Origin of the sequence: Paenibacillus sp. 1011MAR3C5 (assembly GCF_003591485.1) — a bacterium.
Taxonomy (GTDB): Bacteria; Bacillota; Bacilli; order Paenibacillales; family Paenibacillaceae; genus Pristimantibacillus.
The window spans coordinates 215561-238477 of sequence record NZ_QZCF01000002.1; the positions used below are offsets into that span (position 1 = coordinate 215561).

The 22917-nt window shown below is 52.8% G+C and carries 26 protein-coding genes and 1 riboswitch; of the genes, 17 read left to right on the forward strand and 9 right to left on the reverse strand.

Features of this window, described 5'->3' with window-relative positions; genetic code table 11:
• The first annotated feature begins 228 nt into the window (after positions 1-228).
• A complete protein-coding gene (locus tag D3P07_RS05805) occupies positions 229-1512 on the forward strand; it encodes a UDP-glucose dehydrogenase family protein (protein WP_119799161.1) in 1284 nt (427 codons plus the stop codon).
• A complete protein-coding gene (locus tag D3P07_RS05810; RefSeq protein WP_119799162.1) occupies positions 1509-2453 on the forward strand; it encodes an NAD-dependent epimerase/dehydratase family protein in 945 nt (314 codons plus the stop codon). The genes D3P07_RS05805 and D3P07_RS05810 overlap by 4 nt, the downstream gene beginning before the upstream one ends.
• 76 nt (positions 2454-2529) lie before the next feature.
• Here D3P07_RS05810 and D3P07_RS05815 read toward each other — a convergent pair whose 3' ends face one another.
• The 3 genes from D3P07_RS05815 to D3P07_RS05825 all read right to left on the reverse strand — a co-directional run bounded on the left by D3P07_RS05815 (position 2530) and on the right by D3P07_RS05825 (position 5207).
• Positions 2530-3468 (reverse strand): ribose-phosphate diphosphokinase, encoded by a 939-nt coding sequence (locus D3P07_RS05815; protein ID WP_119799163.1) that lies wholly within the window; start codon positions 3466-3468, stop codon positions 2530-2532.
• 88 nt (positions 3469-3556) lie between these two features.
• Positions 3557-4747, reverse strand: a complete 1191-nt coding sequence (gene fabV / locus D3P07_RS05820; RefSeq protein WP_119799164.1) for an enoyl-ACP reductase FabV — start codon at positions 4745-4747, stop codon at positions 3557-3559.
• Between the two features lie 244 nt (positions 4748-4991).
• Positions 4992-5207: an alpha/beta-type small acid-soluble spore protein gene (locus tag D3P07_RS05825; RefSeq protein WP_119799165.1), complete on the reverse strand. Its 216-nt coding sequence runs from the start codon at positions 5205-5207 to the stop codon at positions 4992-4994.
• Between the two features lie 173 nt (positions 5208-5380).
• Here D3P07_RS05825 and D3P07_RS05830 point away from each other — a divergent pair, with 173 nt between their 5' ends.
• Positions 5381-5965 (forward strand): ATP-dependent DNA ligase, encoded by a 585-nt coding sequence (locus D3P07_RS05830; RefSeq protein WP_182914199.1) that lies wholly within the window; start codon positions 5381-5383, stop codon positions 5963-5965.
• Between the two features lie 93 nt (positions 5966-6058).
• Here the strand turns inward: D3P07_RS05830 and D3P07_RS05835 are convergent, their stop codons facing one another.
• A complete protein-coding gene (locus tag D3P07_RS05835; protein WP_119799167.1) occupies positions 6059-6544 on the reverse strand; it encodes a C40 family peptidase in 486 nt (161 codons plus the stop codon).
• Between the two features lie 199 nt (positions 6545-6743).
• Here D3P07_RS05835 and D3P07_RS05840 point away from each other — a divergent pair, with 199 nt between their 5' ends.
• Positions 6744-7523: an alpha/beta hydrolase gene (locus D3P07_RS05840; RefSeq protein WP_119799168.1), complete on the forward strand. Its 780-nt coding sequence runs from the start codon at positions 6744-6746 to the stop codon at positions 7521-7523.
• 22 nt (positions 7524-7545) lie between these two features.
• Here the strand turns inward: D3P07_RS05840 and D3P07_RS05845 are convergent, their stop codons facing one another.
• From D3P07_RS05845 to D3P07_RS05855, 3 genes are all read right to left on the reverse strand, one after another.
• Positions 7546-9681, reverse strand: coding sequence for a hypothetical protein (locus tag D3P07_RS05845; RefSeq protein WP_119799169.1), 2136 nt, complete (start codon positions 9679-9681; stop codon positions 7546-7548).
• A gap of 400 nt (positions 9682-10081) precedes the next feature.
• On the reverse strand, positions 10082-10906 hold the full coding sequence (locus D3P07_RS05850) for an aldo/keto reductase (protein WP_119799170.1): 825 nt from the start codon (positions 10904-10906) through the stop codon (positions 10082-10084).
• 32 nt (positions 10907-10938) lie between these two features.
• Positions 10939-12105 (reverse strand): iron-containing alcohol dehydrogenase, encoded by a 1167-nt coding sequence (locus tag D3P07_RS05855; protein ID WP_119799171.1) that lies wholly within the window; start codon positions 12103-12105, stop codon positions 10939-10941.
• A gap of 179 nt (positions 12106-12284) precedes the next feature.
• Between D3P07_RS05855 and D3P07_RS05860 the strand changes: the two genes are divergently transcribed.
• Entirely contained in the window at positions 12285-13190 is a 906-nt protein-coding gene (locus tag D3P07_RS05860; RefSeq protein ID WP_119799172.1) for an ArsR/SmtB family transcription factor, read from the forward strand.
• 92 nt (positions 13191-13282) lie between these two features.
• Here D3P07_RS05860 and D3P07_RS05865 read toward each other — a convergent pair whose 3' ends face one another.
• Positions 13283-14173 carry a J domain-containing protein gene (locus D3P07_RS05865; RefSeq protein WP_119799173.1) on the reverse strand — a complete coding sequence of 297 codons (891 nt, stop codon included), beginning with the start codon at positions 14171-14173 and terminating at the stop codon, positions 13283-13285.
• Positions 14174-14357: 184 nt separating this feature from the next.
• On the opposite strand from D3P07_RS05865, the gene D3P07_RS05870 reads away from it, so the two are divergent.
• From D3P07_RS05870 to D3P07_RS05915, 10 genes are all read left to right on the forward strand, one after another.
• A complete protein-coding gene (locus D3P07_RS05870) occupies positions 14358-14876 on the forward strand; it encodes a hypothetical protein (RefSeq protein WP_119799174.1) in 519 nt (172 codons plus the stop codon).
• A gap of 97 nt (positions 14877-14973) precedes the next feature.
• Positions 14974-15017: riboswitch (PreQ1 riboswitch) on the forward strand.
• 158 nt (positions 15018-15175) lie between these two features.
• Positions 15176-15844 carry a 7-cyano-7-deazaguanine synthase QueC gene (gene queC, locus D3P07_RS05875; RefSeq protein WP_119799977.1) on the forward strand — a complete coding sequence of 223 codons (669 nt, stop codon included), beginning with the start codon at positions 15176-15178 and terminating at the stop codon, positions 15842-15844.
• Positions 15844-16290 carry a 6-carboxytetrahydropterin synthase QueD gene (gene queD / locus D3P07_RS05880; protein ID WP_119799978.1) on the forward strand — a complete coding sequence of 149 codons (447 nt, stop codon included), beginning with the start codon at positions 15844-15846 and terminating at the stop codon, positions 16288-16290. The genes queC and queD overlap by 1 nt, the downstream gene beginning before the upstream one ends.
• Complete coding sequence (gene queE / locus D3P07_RS05885; protein WP_119799175.1) at positions 16283-17014, forward strand: 7-carboxy-7-deazaguanine synthase QueE; 732 nt, start codon at positions 16283-16285, stop codon at positions 17012-17014. Before queD ends, queE begins: the two co-directional genes overlap by 8 nt.
• 31 nt (positions 17015-17045) lie before the next feature.
• Positions 17046-17549: a preQ(1) synthase gene (gene queF, locus D3P07_RS05890; RefSeq protein WP_119799176.1), complete on the forward strand. Its 504-nt coding sequence runs from the start codon at positions 17046-17048 to the stop codon at positions 17547-17549.
• Positions 17550-17834: 285 nt separating this feature from the next.
• Positions 17835-18410 carry an SLOG family protein gene (locus D3P07_RS05895; protein ID WP_119799177.1) on the forward strand — a complete coding sequence of 192 codons (576 nt, stop codon included), beginning with the start codon at positions 17835-17837 and terminating at the stop codon, positions 18408-18410.
• A 99-nt stretch (positions 18411-18509) separates the two neighbouring features.
• Entirely contained in the window at positions 18510-19865 is a 1356-nt protein-coding gene (locus D3P07_RS05900) for a hypothetical protein (RefSeq protein ID WP_119799178.1), read from the forward strand.
• 183 nt (positions 19866-20048) lie between these two features.
• Positions 20049-20438 (forward strand): phage holin family protein, encoded by a 390-nt coding sequence (locus tag D3P07_RS05905; protein ID WP_119799179.1) that lies wholly within the window; start codon positions 20049-20051, stop codon positions 20436-20438.
• 144 nt (positions 20439-20582) lie between these two features.
• Positions 20583-20984 (forward strand): YhjD family protein, encoded by a 402-nt coding sequence (locus D3P07_RS05910; RefSeq protein ID WP_119799180.1) that lies wholly within the window; start codon positions 20583-20585, stop codon positions 20982-20984.
• Positions 20985-21129: 145 nt separating this feature from the next.
• Positions 21130-21513, forward strand: coding sequence for a cupredoxin domain-containing protein (locus D3P07_RS05915; RefSeq protein ID WP_119799181.1), 384 nt, complete (start codon positions 21130-21132; stop codon positions 21511-21513).
• 61 nt (positions 21514-21574) lie between these two features.
• On the opposite strand, the gene D3P07_RS05920 is transcribed toward D3P07_RS05915, so the two are convergent.
• A complete protein-coding gene (locus D3P07_RS05920) occupies positions 21575-21832 on the reverse strand; it encodes a hypothetical protein (RefSeq protein ID WP_119799182.1) in 258 nt (85 codons plus the stop codon).
• Positions 21833-21963: 131 nt separating this feature from the next.
• Here D3P07_RS05920 and D3P07_RS05925 point away from each other — a divergent pair, with 131 nt between their 5' ends.
• Both D3P07_RS05925 and D3P07_RS05930 read left to right on the forward strand, forming a co-directional pair.
• Entirely contained in the window at positions 21964-22251 is a 288-nt protein-coding gene (locus D3P07_RS05925) for a Dabb family protein (protein ID WP_119799183.1), read from the forward strand.
• A 152-nt stretch (positions 22252-22403) separates the two neighbouring features.
• Positions 22404-22829, forward strand: coding sequence for a DUF86 domain-containing protein (locus D3P07_RS05930; RefSeq protein WP_119799184.1), 426 nt, complete (start codon positions 22404-22406; stop codon positions 22827-22829).
• The last annotated feature ends 88 nt before the right edge of the window (positions 22830-22917 follow it).

Genomic DNA, 22917 nt, shown 5'->3' on the forward strand with positions numbered 1-22917 from the left:
TTGCAGGAATACCCCTTATTGTACGTGCTGGAGAGGGCGCAGGTCAAACCGGCATGCTCTCCTCGAACCTGTCCGCTGAAGGTAAGCATGTCCACAGCATGCATGCAGCTTGTATATAAGCATGTTCCCAAAAGTTTTGTAAATAGCCCTGTTAAACGCCGTTTCTCTTGAACGCCCCGGTGCACATGATACTATACAGTCAAGGTTGCGAAGAAAGGATGCAGCTTCATGAACATTGGGATTATCGGTGCCGGTTATGTCGGGCTGACGACGGCTGCCGTGTTAGCGGAGCTTGGGCATGTGGTCTATTGCGTGGATCGCGACAAAGAGAAGGTTGAGCGGTTGAATACTGGCATTATTCCAATCTACGAGCCAGGGTTGGACGAATTGGTGGATCGTCATCGTGCAGGCAATCGATTGTTCTTCCGTCACGATGTTGCGGAGACGGTGAGACGAAATGAAGTCATTATGATCGCAGTAGGGACGCCCTCTGCTGAAGACGGCTCAGCGGATCTGGTCTATGTCAGAAGCGTGCTGAACGATATCGCCGGTGCGCTCAACGATTCTAAAGTTATTATTATGAAAAGCACAGTTCCTCCCGGAACGGGAGAGTGGGCGGAATCTTACCTGATTGAAAAAGGCGTGCCTAGAGCGCATTTTGAAGTAGTCTCTAATCCGGAGTTTTTGCGTGAGGGAACGGCTATCTACGATACGTTCCATCCGGACCGGATTGTGATCGGAACGCATAGTGCAGCGGCAGCTGGAATTGTCCAATCCCTGTACGCCGGAATCGAAGCAAAGACGATCCTTACAGGCAGGACGGAAGCTGAGCTGATCAAGTACGGCTCCAATGCATTCCTGGCAACAAAATTGTCCTTCATTAATGAATTGGCGCGAGTGTGCGACACTTTCGGCGCGGATATTATGGACGTTGCAAGGGGGATCGGCAAGGATAGCCGAATCGGGGAAAAGTTCCTGCAAGCAGGCATTGGCTACGGCGGCTCATGCCTGCCCAAAGATGTGCAGGCGCTGATGGCGGCAGCTGCCTCCCATAACGAGCCGCTTAAGCTGCTGCAAGCCGTCGCTGAAGTGAATGACACGCAGCTTGACGCTTATGTGCGCAAGCTTGAGAAGGTTCTTGGCGGATTAGACGAGACTAAGCATATTGCAGTATGGGGTGCGACTTTTAAAGAGAACACGGATGATTTGCGTTATTCCCGGGCGGTAGCTTTAATGGAAGGTTTGGCGAAGAAAGCCTGCGTTCTGACGGCATATGATCCGCTTGCGGCACCGCCTATAACCGGTGTCGAATGGAAGAAGAGCGCTCTGGACGCAGTCGAAGGCGCTGACGCGGTTATTATTGCTACTGGCTGGGAGGAATTCATTCGAGCAGACTGGGAGCAAGTAGGGAAACGGATGAGGGGAGCTGTCGTGCTGGATGGGCGCAATGTATTAAACAGGATTGCCGTTAAGGAAGCCGGACTTCGTTATGTGGGGGTTGGCCGTCTATGAAGATCGTTGTGACAGGTGCGGCCGGCTTCGTGGGCTCTCATCTCTGCGAGAAGCTGCTGGAGCGGGAGGAGCATGAAGTTATCGGCATTGATGCCTTGCTGCGCGATGAACTGAGGGTGATTGGGAGCCGGAATTTGGAGGAGGTTCTGGATCATCCGAGGTTTGTCTTCCGCGAAGAGAATTTGCTTAATACCAACTGGGATGACGTATTGAAGGACGTGGATGTTGTCTATCATTTGGCCGGAATACCGGGTGTGCGCAACAGCTGGGGATCGGATTTCGCCCATTATGTGACGAATAATATCAATGTAACGCAGCGGCTGCTGGAAGCTTGCAAAGGAAAGCCGTTGAACAAGTTTGTCTATATCTCTACCTCCTCGGTCTACGGTGAGGTGACGGGCAAAGTATCCGAGGATGCGATGCCTTCCCCGTTATCCCCATATGGTGTATCCAAGCTGACGGGCGAGCACCTATGCCGGGTATACTGGCGTAATGAAGGCGTTCCGGTCGTGATCCTGCGTTACTTTACGGTGTATGGGCCCCGCCAGCGGTCGGATATGGCCTTCCATCGCTTCATCCATCAAATCTTGAGCAACCAGCCTATCACCTTGTACGGAGACGGGACGCAGTCACGCGATTTCACGTATGTGGGCGATTGTGCGGAAGCGACTGCCGCAGTGGCGGACGCCAGCGGCGTCATCGGCGAAACGATTAATATTGGCGGCAAGGAGCGGGCGTCAATCAACGATATTATCGAAATGCTGGAATGGATGACAGGGAAGCCAACGCAAGTTATCCATGCGGGCGGGCTCGTCGGAGAGCCGCTGCATACGTGGGCGGATATCTCGAAAGCGGAGCGGTTGCTGGGCTATTCACCGAAAATCGGCCTGGCGGAAGGGCTTCGCCGGGAAGTGGCTTTCGCGCGAAAATATCCTTATTAACGCGAGCTGCTTCTGTGTCCAATCAGAAAAAAACCTTCTCGCCGCAACTTACGTTCGGCGTGAAGGTTCTTCTGTGTTATTCGGATTTGAACAGCGTAGCGATGGAGCCGCCTTCTGTAATGATGCGAATGGCTGTTCCAAGCAATGGAGCCATCGGCAGGATGATGAAGTTGTCCGGGCGGTCACGCTCCAGCGCGATCGTATCCGTAATGACAACTTCCTGAATGTTCGGGTGGCTGAGCTTGTCGACCGCATTTTCGGAGAACAGGCCATGCGTTGCACAGATGAACGCGTCTTCGGCGCCGCGTTTTTTGAGCGCCTCGACGACATTGACGATCGTGCTGCCCGTATCGATCAAATCTTCGATAATGATTGGCGTCATGCCTTCAACCTCACCGATAATATGAGTAATTTCGGATTGGTTGTGCGCAGGACGGTTTTTGATCATGATGGCGAATGGGCAATCGAGCAAGCCCGCCAGCTTCTCGGCTGTAGTCGCACGTCCGGCATCCGGGGAGACAACAACGGGATTTTTGATCGATTTCTCGCGCAAATAATCGATGATCATATCCAGAGCGGTCAGATGGTCGACCGTGATCTTGAAGAAGCCCTGGATCGGATCGGCATGCAGATCAACAGTAATGATGCGGTCAGCGCCAACAGTTGTCAGTACGTCGGCAACCATTTTGGCAGAGATGGGCTCACGGGGAGCGGATTTCCGTTCTTGACGCGCATAGCCGTAATAAGGCATGACGATATTGATCGATTTCGCCGACGCGCGTTTGGCAGCGTCAATCATAACAAGCAGCTCGACGAGATGCTCGTTAACCGGATGCGAAAGCGATTGAATCAGGAATACGTGATGGTTGCGCAGCGATTCTTCATAGGAAACATGAATTTCTCCGCTTTGCAGCCGGGAGATCGCGGATTTGCCAAGCGGCAGATCCAATTGTTCGCATACTTTGCGGGCAAGCTCTAGGTTGGATGAGCCTGAGAAAATTTTGATGTTTTTCAACGTTCTGTCCTCCAATTAGTCAGTCAGATCAAAGCGCTGAGCGCGGACCATAAGGTTCCGCTCTCAGCGCCTCCGCTATCTATGTGTCTTATTTCAAGTTCTTAATGGCTACATCCGGATTGGCATCCGCTTCGTAGTCAATGCCGTCCGTCTCGAAGCCGAACAGCTGGAAGAACTCGCGGCGGTAGCCTTCAAGATCGGACAGTTCATATACATTTTCTGTAGTCAGATCGGTCCACAGCTTAGCCACTTCCTGCTGAATTTCCGGGCGCATCTCCCAGTCGTCAACGCGGATAAGCCCTTTGTCGTCGACAAGCGTTTTGCCTTCGCCGTACAGTCTCTCGGAGAATAGGCGGTACATTTGCTCGATGCAGCCTTCATGCAGTCCTTTTTCCTTCATCACTTTGTACAACGCGGAGATGTACAGCGGCACGACTGGGATCGCGGAGCTGGACTGTGTCACAAGCGCTTTGTTCACAGATACATAAGCGCGTCCGCCGGATTCGCCAAGCTGCTTGTTCAAGTTATGCGCCGTCGCTTCCAGATCGTTTTTTGCAGCGCCGATGGTTCCTTCGCGGTAGACAGCATGCGTAATCTCAGGTCCGATATAGGAGTAGGCGACCGTTGTAGCGCCCTCAGCCAGCAGGCCAGCGGCTTGAAGCTCGTCGATCCACATCTGCCAGTCTTCGCCGCCCATGACGGCGATTGTCTGGCGAAGCTCCTCTTCCGTAGCCGGCTCGATCGTCGCCTTCGACACTTCGCCGCTGTGGAAGTTGACGGTTTTGTTGGTGTATGTCTCGCCTAGCGGCTTAATGACGGAGGAGAATACTTCTCCTGTCTTTGGATGCGTACGGCGCGGAGAGGCGACGCTGTAGACAACCAGGTCGATCTGACCCAGCTCCGTGCGGATCAGGTCGATGGTTTTCGCTTTAATCTCGTCGGAGAACGCGTCGCCTACGATGCTGTATGATTTCGTTCCTTGCTCGCTTGCGGCTTCCTCAAAAGCTGCGGAATTGTACCAGCCTGCACTAGCGGTACGCGCGCCTTCCGCCGCTTTGTCAAAGTATACGCCGATCGTGTTCGCACCGGAGCCGAATGCTGCAACGATACGGGAAGCCAGTCCATAGCCAGTGGATGCACCCACGACTAGAACGTTGCGCGGGCCTTGAATAGCTGGTTTACCCTTTACGTAATCGATTTGACGCTGAACTTGAGCTGCACAGCCTTGCGGATGCGCTGTTGTGCAAATAAAGCCGCGCGTTTTCGGTTGAATGATCATATTGGGATATTCCTTTCTCTAATAAAATAACAAGGATCGTATGTAGCGAGGACAACTCTATCCCATTTTACCGATTATTGCACGCAAAAGAAAGGAGAAATGAAAAAAGAGAGCGCAGCGGCGCTCTCTGATCCTGGCAACTATAAGAGAGTATGCGGTTGATCGGATACGTTCTTATATGTAGACGCTCTGTCGGCTATGTCTGATAGCGAGCGGTTCGTGCCGATTGCATCGAGCTGCCGGTCTAGCGGCCGCCTGCGAGCTGTTGCTCGGCAATTTGCACGAGACGGCGTGTGATGTATCCGCCAATGGAGCCCATGTCGCGGGTTGTCATATTGCCATAGTAGCCGTCTTGCGGAAGCTGGATGCCCAGCTCTTGAGCGATTTCATATTTCATTTGCTCCAGCGCGGCACGCGCTTGGGGAACGACCAGGTTGTTGCTGCTGCTTTGGTTTGCCATCTTATTTCAGCCTCCTTCAATCGTTTGGCGAAGTCTAATCATTTATTGCTAGCATTCGCCCTGAGGCTATTATGCGACATCCAAAAAAGGATTATTCGCTAATCCCACCTGTATTTACCGACGAATCCATGTATAGATTCATGATAAGATGGGGAATACGGGAGGAAGAGGCTATGTTCATACAACCGATGCTGATGACGGAGAAAACGGAGCCGTTCGAGGATCGCAATTACTGGTTCGAGCCCATCGTTGACGGCCAGCGGCTGCAGCTTCATATGTCGGCAGGAAAAGTGGTGCTGTTGACCCGGCATGGCAACGATGCAACCGCTCAATACCCGGAGCTACATAACGTGCCGCTCAGCAGGCCGGCGGACGTCGTGCTGGACGGTGAGGTCGCCTGTCTGGACCCGCAGACAGGGCATGCGGATTTTGCCAAACTGCAAGAGAGGTTTCGCATGAAGGGCATGCCCCGGATCAGGGAAGCCAGGAAGACGATGCCAGTTCTTTATTTCGTATTTGATATTCTCATGTATAATGGTGTCGATCTTCGAGAGCTGCCGCTCATCAGCCGCAGAAATCTGCTGGAGTCGCTGCTTGAGAACAATCATTACTATGTCAAATTGAAGCATTGGGAGCGGGACGGCTTTGCTGTATACGAAGCTGCCGGAAGGCTTGGCTTGGAAGGAATAGCGGGCAAGCATAAATACAGCCGTTACGTTGTGGGAAGAAGTGACAGCTGGCTGCGTATCGACTTGTAATCCAATAAAGACGAATGATGATTAGCCATTCATAGAAAGAGCCTTCATCCGGTTGCGATAACCGGATGAAGGCTCTTTTAGGTGATATCTGTACTATTTCAGAACGCGTCTCGCTGTTACATATTTGCCTTTCCAGTAGCTGGAGTTCATGTTCGTGATCGTCACGCCTTGGCTGCTGGAGCTGTGGATGATTTTTTGGTTGCCCGCATAGATAGCGACATGGCTGATGGATTTGCCATTCGTCTTGTAGAAGACGAGATCGCCCATGCTGAGGGAGCCTTTGTCTACTTTCGTACCCATGCTGGCTTGAGCGGCGGATGTGCGCGGCAGCCAGACATTAAAGGACTTGAATATGTATTGCGTAAAGGAGGAGCAGTCGAAGGAAGCGGTGCTTCCGGCTTTTGCCCCGAATTGGTAAGGGGTACCTATGAATTCCTTGCTCGATGCGATCAGTTCTGTCGAAGTGGGCGTAGCTGCATGAGCCTTGTCGCCAGCTGTTCCAAAGGTGAGTGCAGACCAGGCGATTGCTCCGCATGCTCCAATTTTTACGATGGTTTTTAGCAGATTGCTGTTTCTCATGTTGTTCAGATTATCCCTTCTTGTTTCGTGTTGTACCCACACTATAACATAGTGAAACAGGGCCGATTTTCCTGTATGAGAATGATAATCCAGCGTCGAACGGCGATTATGAGCGTTTATGAGAAAAACATGAAAATTTATTAATCTTATGCTACATTACGATTAGCTTCAACGATTATCATTTCCGAGGGGGATACATATGGCACTTCTTACTTGTCGATTTTATTCGGAAACGCTGGGCATGAGTACGTCTATGACCGTTATTCTGCCTCAAGCTACAAGGTCGCAGATCGGGCTCGACAACTCGGCTTCCATGGGGAAGCACAAGACGCTGTTTTTGCTGCATGGCTTATCGGACGATGATTCGATCTGGGTCAGACGGACTTCAATCGAACGGTATGTGGCTGAGCTTGGACTGGCTGTCGTTATGCCTAATGTGCATCGCAGCTTCTATACAGATATGGCATATGGGGAGGCTTATTGGACGTTCTTAACGGAAGAGCTGCCGGCTGTGGCGCGCTCGTTCTTCCCGCTGTCGGAGGCTAGGGAAGATAACTTTGTGGCGGGCTTGTCAATGGGCGGCTACGGGGCATTCAAGTGGGCGCTGCGCCATCCTGACCGCTTCGCGGCGGCGGGCAGCTTCTCCGGGGCGCTTGATATTGCTGCGCATGTGAAGGAAATCGGGGACTTCGACCGCATCTTCAAGCTGATCTTCGGTGACAAGGAGGTTCGGGGGACAGAGGATGACTTGCTGGCGCTGCTGGACCGGCCTGCTTCCGGCCATAATGAGATGCGGCCGCTCCTGTACCAAAGCTGCGGCACCGAGGATTTCTTATACCATGGCAATAAGGCCTTCCGCGATGCATGCGAGAAGACCGATTACAAGCTGACGTATAGGGATGGGCCGGGCGGTCATAGCTGGGCTTATTGGGACGAGCATATCCAGCAGTTTCTGAAATGGCTTCCGCTAGGCACATAGCCGCTCAGAAGCGGCAACTGGCCTAGCGGTTGGCTTTGCTTATCATTTCGCGATTATCCCATAGCAAAGAACGCAGATTGGACTTGGAGCCCTGGATCACAAAGTGAGGGATGCCGTACATCTTCGCAATGTCGATCCCGTCCCACGTCGCGCGATGCGAGGTGGAGGTGATGAGGAGGAACAGCGCTTGCGATCGGCGCAAATCCGCTGCGACACGCTCCGGATGGTCGCCGGTGTCATGCGCCAGCTCGGCGCCGCTTTCGTGAACGACATGCTCGAACCATTTGCGGACGCCTCCAACGATGGTAATAAGGCAGTCTTGCAGGAACGGCGCCGGCTGCTCTTTGGACATAAGCGTTTTTCTTTTTTCTCTGTTTTTCTTTGATGCGGCTTGCTCAGCCTGTGCCGGGTGCACAGGCTTTGTTTTGCTTGCGTCAGCTGTCAGGACTTCGCCCTGCAGGCGGTAAAGCTTGGTCAAGCGGGCAATGTGGCTGCCCTCCGCTACGTTGAAGGAGCAGGGATCGCCATGCGCCGGCTTCTGAATTTCAATATCCTTATAATGAATTTGATAGCGGTTGGACGGATCGTTCATATCGACGCAGAACCAGAGATGGCCTTCACCCGTCTCGATATAGCCGTCGAATTGATGAATCGGAGAGAACGCGTCGTCTCCTTGGAAAAGCAACTGTAAATCGTAATACAGCGACTTGCCATCCTGCTTCACCGGCGTACATAGCAGCTCGGCCTCGTGCTGAAGCTCATGCTGCTGGACAAGCGATTCGGTAATGTTGAACGATTCGCCGTTCTCAAGCCGAATAAACCCGCCATGATCGCGGCGGAAGAAGGTGCCGTACAATGAATTCGGCGAAGGCTGAACATGCACAAGCGGATGGGAAGCCTCCTCTTGCGCCTCTGGTTCCTGCTCTTCGCAGACGATGGGCTCGACCGTCTGTTTGCTCCGATTCGGCTGTACCTCTTCAAGCGGAAGTGTATTCAGCATGAGATATTGGTCGAGCGCATCCAGCACATCCAGCGCTTTGCGCATGCGATTGCGGGAGGAGAGGGCAGTATGCCGGGAATCGTCATTGCGCGACGCCGGCATGGACTGTGCGACCGATGCGAGTTCCATCTCGATGCTGTGGGACAGCAGCCTTGCGATCGATTCCGGACTGTTCAGCTGATTCCGCACATCGGATATCGCCTGCCGCAAATTCGCCTTGTCCTTTTCCTGATAATCGAGCTCCTTCTTCTGCTCCTCGATGGTGCGCTCCAGCCGCTTGCTCTGCTGGTTCAGCGAGCGGATTTGCTCCATAAAATGATGGCGCTCCTCCAGCCAATCAGCCTGCTCCTGCTTCCAGTGGCGATCCCGCTCCATCTGGGTGCTCTGCTGCTGGCTAATCATGGCGGCAGCTTGCTCCGCTTCTTCTCTCAAGCGCTCGATTTCCTCTTCCAACAGCTCCATTTCCTTCGACTTCATCCTGATCAGCTTGTTCTTCTGGACGAGGTCATGTTCCAGCCGCTGCCGCGTCGAGCTTTCTTTTTTATATAAATCGCCGAGTATTTTGATTTTCTTATCCAGCTTTCCATTGTCCGCATGCTCCTCTTCGGGAGTTTCCGCTTGCGGCGGCAGCTCCCCCTTTAGATTGGCATCATCGGTCTGCAGCCAGCGCTCCTCCAGCTTTTTCATTTCCAGAAGCCAGAGATCATGCTCATCCGATTTGCCGGGGTGGAAATAGAGTGACCAGTAATGCAGCCAGTACCCATCCTTCTCCAGCCGCTCCCCCTGTTCGTCGAGCAGGGCTGCTAGCGGGGGCCACTCTTCATCATTTTTGTAGGGCAGCTTCTGAATGACAGTCAGCATCAGCCTGCGCTTCAGGGCGATACTGGCCGGGGCTTGCTGTACATAGGTCCGAAGCAGCTTCACGAACAGCATATCCGGCCACTTGCGCAATTCTCGTCTGGCAAAGGGGAATTCCAGCGTCAGCGCCATCGCCAGCTTCTCCTTGTCGGAGAGCTGCTTGGCATAATCGAGGAACATTTCGACCGGCAGGGGCTGATGGGTCTCCCGCTCCAATATCGTACGATAGGCCTCCATCTCTTTTGTCCATTCGGGGGATTCCAACAGTCCCGAGATACGGGCTTTTGACTTCATATCCACCAGCGCTCCTCCTTCGCGAATTGCTCTAGCAAACATTCGACAAACGTTTGCACTTTTCCTTTGATCAACAAGGACGTTCTGTGAATTATTTACAGGTTAATCGTTTCATTGACGATGTAAAGGTATGACTTGCGGAATGGATGGGGACTTTAGCACTATTTTAAGCAGGCAACCGTCTAATTCCACATCTTCTCTGGATGGCTCGTCCGGTACTACAATGAGAGGATAAAATCTTCTTCTATATGATATCTATTCCTACTAGGTTACTATATTCGTCCATGCTTGTGCAAAGCCGGAAATTTGGACCCTGAATGACCGGGTAGTCCTTCCGGCATTCCTGTGCGGATACAGCAACAGCGCCGAAGCATCATGCTTCGGCGCCGCTTGGTATTGAAGGCAATTAGAAGTTGAAATTGTCAGGGTCCGGGCCAAAGCGCTGGCTGCGGTTCAACGCCGAGATTTGCGCAACTTCCTCTTCGGTCAATTCGAAGTCGAAGATATCTGCGTTCTCGACCAGGCGGGAAGGGGTGGTTGTTTTCGGAATGGTTACGACACCTTGGTGAAGATCCCAGCGCAATACAACCTGTGCAGGGGACTTGCCGTATTTCGCTCCGATCTCGGCGAGCAATGGAAGATCCAGATTGCCTTGCATGAGCGGGCTCCAAGCCGTCAGACGGATGTTATGCTGCTGGCAGAACGAATGGAGGTCGACTTGCGTCAGCAGCGGGTGATATTCCACTTGGTTGACCATCGGTACGATTTCACTCGATTCGATAAGGTCCTCCAGATGATGGATCTGGAAGTTGCTTACGCCGATGGCGCGGGCTTTGCCTTCACTGTATATTTTCTCAAGCGCTCGCCAAGTATCCTTGTATTTGCCCTTGACCGGCCAGTGGATAAGAATGAGATCGACATAGTCCATCTGAAGCTTGTCAAGGCTGGCTTGGAACGCTGCGAGCGTCGTATCATAGCCTTGATCGGCATTCCAGATCTTTGTTGTGACGAACAATTGATCGCGCACTACGCCGCTGGCGCGCACGCCTGCGCCTGTGCCGACTTCGTTCTGATAGGCCGCCGCAGTGTCAATGCTGCGGTATCCCGCTTCGATCGCCGCTTGTACGGTAGATGCGGCTACGTCATCCGCCACTTTCCATACGCCGAGACCGAATTTCGGCATCTCCACGCCATTGCTTAAGGTATAGCTTTCTGTTAACGCTTTTGTCATGATGGAGTGCTCCTCTCGTTAATAGGGATTCATTATAGGGACATTCGCAAAATTTCACGTACATCGTTTTTGCCGAGACGCTTGAACGAGCCGATATCGCCGTAACGTACCGCTTCCTCCGCCATCCGGTCCAGTTGATCCTCGCCGATGCCGAAGTCCGCGAGCCTGGATTCCGCGCCGATGCGCGTGAAGAAGTCGCGGGTAGCCTGGATGCCGGCGAGGGCGATCTCGTCGTCCGACTTGCCGGCAGGGTCAACGCCCCATACCCGGACCGCATACTGGACGAAGCGGTCGATCCGCTCCTGGTACACATATCGCATCCAGTTCGGGAAGATGATAGCAAGGCCGGCGCCATGCGGAATATCGTAGATGGCGCTCACTTCATGCTCGATGCCGTGGGAAGCCCAGTCATTAGCCATGCCAAGGCTGATCTGTCCGCCGTTCAGCGCCATCGTGCCGCACCACATGAGGTTGGCTCTTGCAGCAGCGTCCGAAGGGTTGGCGGTGGCTGGCTCTACATTCTCGATCACGGTCTGCAAGATGGATTCACAGAACCTTTCCTGCAGCGGCGTGTTGGTCGTTTTGCTGAAGTACTGCTCGAATACATGCGACATAATATCGACGGAGCCGTACACGGTATGATTGCGCGGCACAGTATAGGTCAGCGTCGGATCAAGGATCGAAAACTTCGGATACAGATGAGGGCTGTCGCTGCCGCGCTTCAGCTTCTCTTCCCAGTTGGAAATAACGGTGTTGCCGTTCATCTCCGAGCCGGTAGCCGCAAGCGTCAAGACTGTGCCAATAGGAAGCGCCTGCTGGATAGAGGCTTTGTGCGTGAAGAAATCCCATACGTCGCCCTCATACAGCGCACCTGCTGCAATCGCCTTGGATGCGTCGATGACGCTGCCGCCGCCAATCGCCAGAATCATATCGACTCCGTGCTCCCGGCAAATATGCATGCCTTTCTTCACCGTAGTCAGCCGCGGGTTCGGCTCGATGCCCGCGAGCTCGAAGACCGCCACGCCGGCATCCTTTAATTGCTTGACTGCGCGCTCGTACAAGCCGGTGCTCTTGATGCTGCCTCCGCCATATACGAGAAGGGCCTTCCGTCCGTAGGATGAGGTCAGCTTGCCGATTTGATCGGCCGCCCCTTCACCGAATACAATTCGGGTAGGGTTGTAGAATTGAAATGGATTCATGGCGCGCCTCCTTTTAACAATAACTTTTAGGTTAATCAAATGTTAAATACGGGCTTTCGGGATTCATTTTATTGAATAGAATTTGGGCTGTCAAGTTGTGCGGCTTCTATTGTTAGATTAACTTTTAAGTTATATAATGAAGCTGCAAACGGAGTAATGATAGGGAAGGGTTTTGCAGGATGGATATTGAAGTCAGCAGACGCAACATGGGATTTTTGGAATGCTTCTCTTCTCCTACGCGCGTCCGGATGATCGAGCTGCTGGGCGAGAAGCCTATGAACATCAAAAGCTTGTCGGAAGCGCTAGACATAAAGTCTCCGATCGTCACCAGACATATACATATGCTGGAGGAGGCAGGCATCGTCCGAAGCGAAAGCATCGCGGGCAAGCGGGGCATGCAGAAGCTCTGTTATCTGCAGCTCAGCCAGGCAACCTTGCTGTTCAAGGGAGCGCCAAAGCCGGAGGACAAAAGCCGTTATTTCGTCTCCTTGCCGGTCGGGACTTACGCATCCTATGAGATCAAGCCGACTTGTGGTCTTGCCGCCGCCGACAGAATGATCGGCATGTGCGACGACCCCCGGTATTTTGCCGACCCGGAGCATGTGCATGCACGGGTCATCTGGTTCGGATCGGGTTACGTAGAGTACCGCATTCCTAATTATATGGTTAGCAACGAAAAGCCGGACTCGCTGGAAATTTCGCTGGAGATTTGCTCGGAGACGCCTTGCACGGTCAATCATTTGCCCTCAGATATCGTATTTTCAGTGAACGGGACGGAAGTGGGCACCTGGACATATCCGGGCCACTTTGGTGGGGCAAGGGGGATCTATACGCCGGAGTGGTGGTACAAAAACATCCATCACGGCCTCATGAAGACGATCCGCGTGACACGCCAAGGGTCGTTCATCGATGGCGTGAAGGTGTCCGACGTCACGATCGACGGGCTGTCCTTATCCTATGACAAGGAGATCCTGTTCCGAATCTCCTGCAGCGCTTCGGCCAAAAACTGCGGAGGCGTAACGCTGTTCGGCAAAGACTTCGGCAATTACAATCAGGATATTGAAGTCACATTAAGATGCTTGTAGTTTCGCGGCGTCTATTGGGCATGGGAATGAACAAAGGGCAAGTCCAGGCGCAGCACAGCTGCTGTCATGGACTTGCCCTTTGTTGCTATCCCTTACGGCGAGGGAATGGTCTTTGCATAATGCTCAATAAATTTCACTGCGTTGTCAGGACGCTCCGCATTGGTGCGCACGGCTGCGATCAGCTCGACCTTCATCATCGGCAAATCCTTGAACAAATCCGATTTGCTCAGATCGAGGCCATAGACGGAGCCTTCCGGGTCATCCTCCGTCTTCAGTTCAAGCGCAGCCGGCCCGTCCGCGTAAGCAGACAGCTCAGGGCGGTCATCAAGCGGCAAGAGCGCCCCCTGCGGTCCAAGCCACTCGAACATGTATTTGTCCATCAAATATAGATCTGGAATCTCGGCCATAACCGTTACAAGCGCCTTCTGCAAATACGCGTACCGGTTCATTTCGTCCTGAGGGACGAAGATGGTGGAGTACTCCAGCCTCTTCCACTCTGGAAACGGTTCCATCAGCGTGTTCATGACGAGGTCCTTCTCTTGTCCATTCTCTTCCATGAAGGTGCCCATGAAGGTCACTTGCAGATCAATCGGCGGCAGACTGGCCAAGTATCTTTCATGCTCCTTATGATCGATATAACTCATAATGCCATAGATGATAATCCCGATCAGCGCGATGGCCCCGAGCGTATGAATCTTATAATACCGCCAAAAGTGATCCAGCTTCTGTGCTTTGCCTGCCATGTTTTTGTATTTGCCGTATTCTTTTTCGTTGAATGCTTGCGTAAACTTCTCGTCCTCGCGGGCAAGAATGAGCCGATAGGCAACCGTCACTTGCCTAAACTCCTCGTCTCCAGCCCTGTCTCCCGACTTGGAGCGCGCCTTCTCCCGTCTGACCAGCGTTGAATAGCGTTTTTCCACTTCTTCTTTGGATGCATGCTCCTTAAGTCCCAATACCTTGTAGGCTTGCTTCAAATCGTCCACTCTGTCACCTCTATTGAATTAGGAGATCTAGCAATCTGCTATATACAAGTATACGGAAAAAGGGAAGGCCAAAGCAAACCGGGAACGCCTATATTTTTGCCAGGCATGGTACAATAGAAGGAAGTGCCTAAGAAATGGGCCATTTTTACATGAATCTGGTTGAAAATAAAGAGGTGAATGCAGCATGTTCGACCCGACCGTATTCGATAATTTGAAGGTCGCTTTCGAGAATGAATTGTACGATATGGACAACCTGGACCGGATCATTGACATTACAGGCCGCAAGGATGTGCTCGACTTTGCTGTCATGTCCCGCGAGTTCTCCGTATCGTTCCGGCTTGCGGGAAGCAGCGACGGCGTGACGGCCGAGCTGGTGCTGGATACGTCGCTGCGCGACCTGTCGGCAGAGATATTGAAGCTGCAGGGAGAAAAGGCGGCTTGCAGCCTCGCTATCCGGTTCTATACCGAGGTGGGAGCCGATGACGCGGATGCGCGCTGCCGAGAGATTGAACGGTGCATCGCCGATATCTGGATGCCGGACGACAGCCCCGTCCAGACGCTTAGCCGGGTATATGGCGAGAATAACGAACGCTACCGCAATCAGGCAGAACTCCGCTTCCGCCGCCGTATAGGTGAGGAGCAGATGGAGGATATTCCGGAGCTGATCGAGCATGCGGTCCGCACGCTGGAGGCGCTGGCGTGAAATAATTACTATTTTCAACCCATAGCGTCTATGCTATAGTACGAGTGAACAATTGAAGAGCAAATCCGGTCGGCATCAGCCAGCAGGCTTGAGAGCGCCGGGAGAGGTTCGCGAACTCCCTCTATAAAAAACTAAAACGATAGCGGTAGCCTTCTGTCCAGGCATCGTCGTTTTTGTGTTCGGCGCATTCGCGTTCCCGTTCGGGGAACCCGAGGCGCCGTTTCTTATTTCTATGCGCCGGTTCCGGATGGAATCGGGGCGGAGTTCCGCCTTCTCGATCTGAGAGGAGACAGCTTATGTTGAAGAATGAAAAAGCAGTTGTGGTATTCAGCGGTGGCCAAGACAGCACGACATGCCTGTTCTGGGCATTGGAGCGGTTCGCCGAAGTAGAGGCGATTACCTTTAATTACGGGCAGCGTCATAAGCTGGAGCTCGATTGCGCCGCAGAGATCGCGGGCGAGCTTGGGGTCAAGCATCATGTACTGGATATGTCCCTGCTGAACCAGCTTGCGCCGAATGCGCTGACCCGGGACGATATCGATATTGAGCAGAAGGACGGAGAGCTGCCGACGACATTCGTCGACGGACGCAATTTGCTGTTCCTTTCATTCGCGGCGGTGCTGGCCAAGGGCATTGGCGCGAGACATATCGTTACCGGCGTATGCGAGACGGACTTCAGCGGATATCCCGACTGCCGCGACGTATTCATCAAGTCGCTTAACGTGACGCTTAATTTATCTATGGACTATAACTTTGTAATCGATACGCCGCTGATGTGGCTGAATAAAGCGGAGACGTGGGCGCTCGCCGACGAGCTGGGCGCGTTCGAATTCGTCAGGGAACGCACGCTGACCTGCTATAACGGCATCAAAGCCGACGGCTGCGGCGAATGTCCGGCTTGCGAGCTGCGCCGCAGAGGATTCGAGGAATATGCGGCATCCCGCGAGGCGGGGGGAGCGAGGTCATGATGCTTCAGCAAGTGTACCCCTCTGTGCCGCATGATTATCACTATGAGCTGAATAAGGATTTTCAATTTGACGCAGCCCACTTCGTGCCGTCCGAAGCGGCGGGCAAGTGCCAGCGTATTCACGGCCATACGTATTACGCCAATGTGACCGTTGCCGGAGACGAGCTGGATCAATCCGGCTTTCTCGTTAATTTCGCTGCAATCAAGGGGCTGATTCATGGCCGGTTCGATCATACGCTGCTGAATGACGACGCCGAAAGCTTCGACGCTGCGCACCCGGACCGCTTTCCGACGACCGAAGTGGTCGCCCGGACGATCTGGGAGCTGGTGCAGCGCTATCTCGACGGCATGCCGAACAAGCCGGTGTGCCTCCAGGTTTATTTGAGAGAGACGCCGACGAGCTATTGCATCTATCGGCCGAAGCGAAAGGCGGCTTCCTATGAGTAATTCAAGACGCATCCCCGTTATGGAGGTTTTCGGTCCGACGGTACAGGGAGAGGGGATGGTCATCGGCCGCAAGACGATGTTCGTCCGGACGGCAGGATGCGATTATCAGTGCGCTTGGTGCGATTCCGCGTTCACATGGGACGGCACCGGCAAGGACGAGATACGGCTGCTGTCCACCGGCGAGGTGATCGAGGAGCTGGAGCGGATCGGAGGGTCTTCCTTCGATCATGTGACGATATCCGGCGGCAATCCCGCACTGCTTCCGCAGCTTGGGGAATTGATCGGAGGCTTGCATGAGCGGGGCATCAAAGCCGCGCTGGAGACACAAGGCAGCCGGTGGCAGCCTTGGTTCGCCGATATCGACGATTTGACGCTGTCACCCAAGCCGCCAAGCTCCGGCATGTCGACGGATTGGACGGTTCTGGACGACATTGTAGCGAGGCTGCTGGAGCAGGGGAGAGACTTCTGCTTGAAGGTCGTTGTATTCAATGAAGCGGATCTGGCTTATGCGAAGTCGGTGCATATGCGGTATGAGGGTGTGCCGTTCTATCTCCAGGCCGGCAACGGCAATCTGACGGAGACGGAGCCACGCCTCATGCTGCCGTATCTCGTAGAGCGCTATGAATGGCTGATCGGGCTTGCGATGGCGGATGGTGAATGGCGGGGCGTACATGTGCTGCCACAGCTCCATACTTGGGTGTGGGGCAATAAAAAGGGCGTTTAACGTTTATTATAGAAAAGGAAGTGAGCTTCACATGGAAGGCAGAAACAAAGAAGAGCTGATGCAGGCGGGCATTACGCATCTGGGCAATCAGGGGACGCAGTACCCGTTCAACTACGCGCCGGAGCTGCTGGAATCCTTCGATAACAAGCATCCGGGCCGCGATTATTTCGTCAAATTCAATTGTCCCGAATTTACGAGCCTGTGCCCGATTACGGGCCAGCCGGACTTCGCGACGATCTATATTTCCTATATACCCGATGTGAAAATGGTGGAGAGCAAGTCGCTGAAGCTGTATCTGTTCAGCTTCCGCAACCACGGCGACTTCCACGAGGATTGCATGAACATTATTATGAACGATCTGATCGCGCTGATGAACCCGCGCTACATCGAGGTATGGGGCAAGTTCACGCCGCGCGGCGGCATCTCGATCGATCCGTACTGCAACTGGGGCCGTCCCGGCACCAAGTATGAGGCGATCGCCGAGCATCGTCTGATGAACCATGATATGTATCCTGAAAAGGTAGACAACCGGTAACAGGCCGCAATTGGCGGTACGGTTGTTAATCCAAGCAGACGCCCCTTCGTCCCGAGCGCTTTCCGGCTCTCTGGCGGTCGGGGCGTTTTTTGGTTGATTGGGAATTGCTTGGCCCGGACGCTGGATCGGCATATGACAGGAAAAATGCACGCTGCGCTGCTGTGTCTTGGGCTTCTATAGCAAGAAGGGCCGCGTGGCGGGGGAGTTTGTGCTACGATGTAATAGTTGCTGCTTGCGAGAGGCGAAGCGCAGCAACTCTATTAATCCGCAAAGGCGTTGTTATCCATGAAGAATGTGCTCATCACCGGCTACCGCGCGCATGAGCTGAATATATTCAGCCAGAAGCATAAAGGCATTGCGTACATCCAGCAGGCGATTGTCGGCAAGCTGCGCCCGCTGGTGGAGGAAGGACTCGAATGGGTCATCACGCCGGGGCAGTACGGCGTAGATTTATGGGCCTGCGAAGCGGTCATTGCTCTGAAGCGCCAGTACCCGAAGCTGAAGCTTTCTATTATTACAGCCTATGCCAGTCCGGAGGAGGGCTGGAAGGAAGATAAGAAAACGTATTACCAAAGCCTCCTGCCTGGCGTCGATTATTGCGCCTCAGTCTCGAAGGGGCCTTATGAAGGCGCCTGGCAGTTTACGGCGAGGGACGAGCTGCTGCTGCGCAAAACGGACGGCATCATCCTGGTCTATGATGAGGAAGCGGGGGAGGGCAGCCCGCGGTTTATGAAAGAAAAGGCGATGAAAAAAATGCAAGCCGACGGCTATCAATACATCTCCATTACATCCGATGATATCCAGAGTATTGCGGACGAAGCAAGCTACCGGGAGATGGATGAGCCTTTTCGCGAAGAATAGGGTTGACAGCTTCCCTTGGAGGTTGCTATAATTCACCAATGACATTAATTCCGATAGGTTATATAGGGATTATTACATCTTTATAAGGAGGCACTACCCATGACCACAACTAGAGTAAGATTCGGCCAATGGACAGTCGCGCTGCTGGCAGCGTTCGCCATACTGTTCGCGGCAACTGCTTCGCATGCCGCGCCATCGACGGCATCCCAGCATGCCTTGGACGGGGCTGCCGAATACAAGCTGTTCCTGGAGGACAAATTCGATGTCCGTCTGGAAAGCAAGCCAAGCAAAGGGAACTTTATCGAGGCTGTAGCCGATGTCTTGACCATTGACGCGCCGAAAGACAAAGCTGTGTTCGCCGATCTGTCCCCTTCGGATGATCTGTATGACGCTGCTGCTGCGCTGTACGGCAAAGGAATTCTGCAAGGGCCTGCCATCGGCGGCGAGCTGCCGCTGACGAATGCCGTAGCCGTATCCATTGCGATTAGAGCAGCCGATCTGAAGGAGCTCGCTTATACATATCCATCTGCGAAAGTAGACAAAGCGCTCAGCCAGCTTGGCATCTCCGCTGCGGGTCTTGGCACGCATGTTGCCCAGGAGCTGGCGGCAGCGGTCGATACGGGATTCATTCCTGCGGAATACCGCCAAGGCTTCTCGCCTAGAGCAACCGTTGACGAAGCATTCGCGAACGTACTGCTGGGCAAGGTGCTGGAGACGAAAGGCCTCTACAAAAATTACATAGGCTACATTAGCGACGCCGACATTATTGCCAAGCTGAACCAGGCATACGCGACTTCGGACATTATCGAGGCGCCGAAGCTGCAGAAGCTGGTTAATACCGCGCTGGAGCAGGAGCTTGTTACCGGCTACAATCTGAAGGATTCGCGCTTTGATTCCAATTTCGTAGACGAGCTTGCGCTAACTTACGGACATTCCGATTTGAATCACGCGATTCAACTGATCGGCTTGCTGCGCAGCGAAGGGCTGGACGCGAAGGTGCAATTCGAGCCGAAGACATCGGCCTTCGTCCATTTGCTGGAGTGGGGCGATCCGGGCCCGAACGTCGTTAAGATTGCCAACGGCAATTATATTGCCTATGCCAAGGAATATGATCTGGCGTTCGAATTCGCTACGAAGAAGGACAAAGAAGCGTTCCAGGCGATCATTCTCGCTTATGCGAAGAAGAATGAAGCCGACCAGACAGGACTTATCGCCGCTTCATGGTGGCAGCCGCTCTATTATTCCGCAACGGAGATCACTGACTATGAAGTGATTACGAACAACCTGATCACGGATCCGGAGGGCCCGTACACGGTGCATCCTTTCTCTCTGAACGAGAATTCCGAAGCGGTCGTGAAGGGCTTCAAGGCGATCGATCCGGACGCCGTTATTACACCGTACCAGTTCTGGGTTGACGTACCTTTCTTCAACTATCTGCACGGTGAATCCACTTAGGCAAATAGGCTTTGACAAAGAGCTATGAAGTCATCAGACTTCATAGCTCTTTTTTCATGTTCAAAGGGTAAAATGCAACCAGACTCAAGCGCCTTATTCATATAAACAGGGACAAGTCAACGGACAGGCGGAAGGCTTGCCGCATATAGTATCTCATCATGGATAGGAAAAGAGGTGCAGGACATGCCGTTGATCTGGACTTGTTCCCTGACTGGCATAGTAGGGTCTATTATTACGTTTGCTTTTGGCAACTGGGTGGAGTCGCTTACCGTTCTCGTTGTTGCGATGGGATTGGATTACGTAAGCGGCGTCGCCGCGTCGATCAAGGAAGGCAAAGGATTGAACAGTGCGTTCGGAGCTTGGGGGCTCGCCCGCAAAGGATTGATGCTGCTTGTCATACTGCTTGCCCACCGTGTGGATATATTGCTGGAAACAAGCAACGTCACGATGGGAGCTGCCATTTATTTTTATATTGCGAATGAGCTGATTTCGATTACGGAAAATTACGGAAGAATGGGATTGCCGCTGCCGGAGAAAATTCGCAAGCTCATTGCGGTGCTGAAGGAAAAGTAAGAGAAGGCCCGGCAAGTGAAATCTTCCAAAAACCTCCAGAAGTATGCGACGGAGGTTATTTCCGCTTGCATGGTATTACGCTATTCGCATATAATAAGAACAGATGTTCTGGTATATTGAATGCAATGCGATGGAGGGGTGGCCATGGCCGCTAACGGAATAGAGGAGCGCGGGGCAGCTGCTGCAGCGTCAACGCCGCCGATACAGACGGAAGACGAGCTTGCGCTTGTGAAGCGCTGCGTGCTGCTAGGTATCGTAACGCGCGTATTGGATCATGATATACGGGTTGTCGATTCATCAGGGATGAAGCTGCCGCGCTTCTACGAATCGCTGCTTCGCGGCATTCAGGACCGGGTGCTGCTTGATTTGGCGGATTTGCGCAGGCAGTTCCGCAACCGCGGGATCAAGATCTACGAAGAGAAGCAGGAGAAGGATGGGCTTCTTGCGAAATACGTATGCCGCGGCTATCACCATGAGTTTTACATGTTGTGGGGGTTCGTCAAGGCGGAGTCGGAGCGTACTCTGAAGCAATATTTGTCTAAATGATGGCTAAATGATGTCCAAATTGTTCAAGGTTTTGTCAAAAAGAAAAAAAACTTTTCCACTTTGCGCAGTTTAAGGTTGAGAACTTCGGACGATCTTATGTAATATAAGAGGTAGACATTATGATCGCAAAGGGGAGCACGTAGCAATGCACAAATGGATTATGTTCGTCGTCTTCACAGCGGCAGCCGTGCTGGGCATTTATCTTCTTACATTCAACATGCCAGAGAAGCCGGTTGAAGAAGAGTTGCCAGAAGGCGTATCGCGTATGACAATTGAGGCATACAGCGATTTTACGTTCAACAAGGAAGTATTCACGGCGAAAGTCGGAGACAAGGTTATTATGAAGCTGACGAACAAGAGCGGCGTACATGGCATTCATATTGACGAATTGCAAGTAGCATTGGATAACGATACGCCGGAGACGGAGCTGGAATTCACTGAACCGGGCGAGTATGAGATATATTGTTCGGTTCCTTGCGGCGCCGGACATACAACGATGAAAGCGAAGCTTATCGTCGAAGCAGCGTAATGAGAAAGAATGAAGAAAAGGAGCCGAGAGGCTCCTTTTCCATTACGTTCTTGTTCCGGGCTTAGGCGGCGGAGCGTCTTTTTCTGCGGTCGCGTGCGATGAAGACGTCTGCGATGTAGCCGATAACGGCCCAGCTGATAATCGTGAGCGCGTACATGAGCAGTACGCTTACTTCGTGAATATCGATGAAAAAATCAGCGAACCATGCCGGAATGCTCAGCATGAAAAAAACCATGTTATGCGGGTCGTAGCCCGTGTAATTAAAAGCGCAGATCGCAACCGCGATCAGGGTAGCGATAATCGTAACCGTGTAGCGCATAGGGATTGATCTCCTTTAACTAAAGATTGCCGTAATACGATTCCATAGGTTATTATGTGACAAAAGGACGAAACTCATGCCGAAGGCGCAGAGTAACCCCAATAGACTTATGATTCCAGGAGGCTATGATCATGATTACACATATCGTTTTCTTCAAACTAAAGGATAACAGCCCAGAGAGCGTGGAGCGCACGGCACAGGTGCTTCGCGATATGGAAGGCAAGATCGATGAGCTGAAGCATATTGAAGTTGGAATTGACGTGCTCCACTCGGAGCGTTCGTACGACATCGCTCTTATTACAAAATTCGATTCGATGGCTGCGCTGGAGGTTTATCAGGTGCATCCCGTTCATAAAAAAGTGATTGAGCATATGACACAAGTGCGCGAAGCTTCTGTAAGCGTTGACTTTGAGAGCTAAGGGGTATCTGAACAATGCAGGAGATGAGAGACGTATACGAAATGCTGACTTATTTGCTGGTCATCATTTTCAGTAGCATTATTATGGTCGTTTGGCTAAAACGGAGAGCAAAACGCAAGAAATAAAGAAGTTAACCGAAAGCAGGGAATGCGATGTATTACGTGAATCAGGAGCAGATCGCCGTCCGACTGGACGCGATACCGGAGCTGGCGGAAGCGCTGAGCACGCTGGCATCCGATTGGAGAGGCGACTTGCTGCAAGGACTGGCACAGGAGCGGGCGCTTCATCTTGCCATCGAGACCGTAACGGACGTAGGCAGTTATCTGATCGACGGCTTCATCATGCGGGATGCAAGCAGCTACGAGGATATTATTGAAATTACGGGCGGTGAAGGGGTATTCTCTTCTGAGCTCCAGAACGTGCTGATAGAGCTGGTGAAGATGCGCAAGTCGCTTGTACAAGATTATTATGAATGGCCGCGCAGCGAGCTGCATCCGTTTACAGCGCAGCTGCCGGCACAGTTGACAGCGTTCCGGGATTCGGTAGAGCGTTATTTGAAGCAAGAGCTGAGCGTATAGCTTTAGGCCAGAAGGCTCTTGGAGAGCAGCATCGGCAGCGATGTCGGGAACGGGCAGATCGAATGGGCGGAGGTGGAGTCGTGAAACG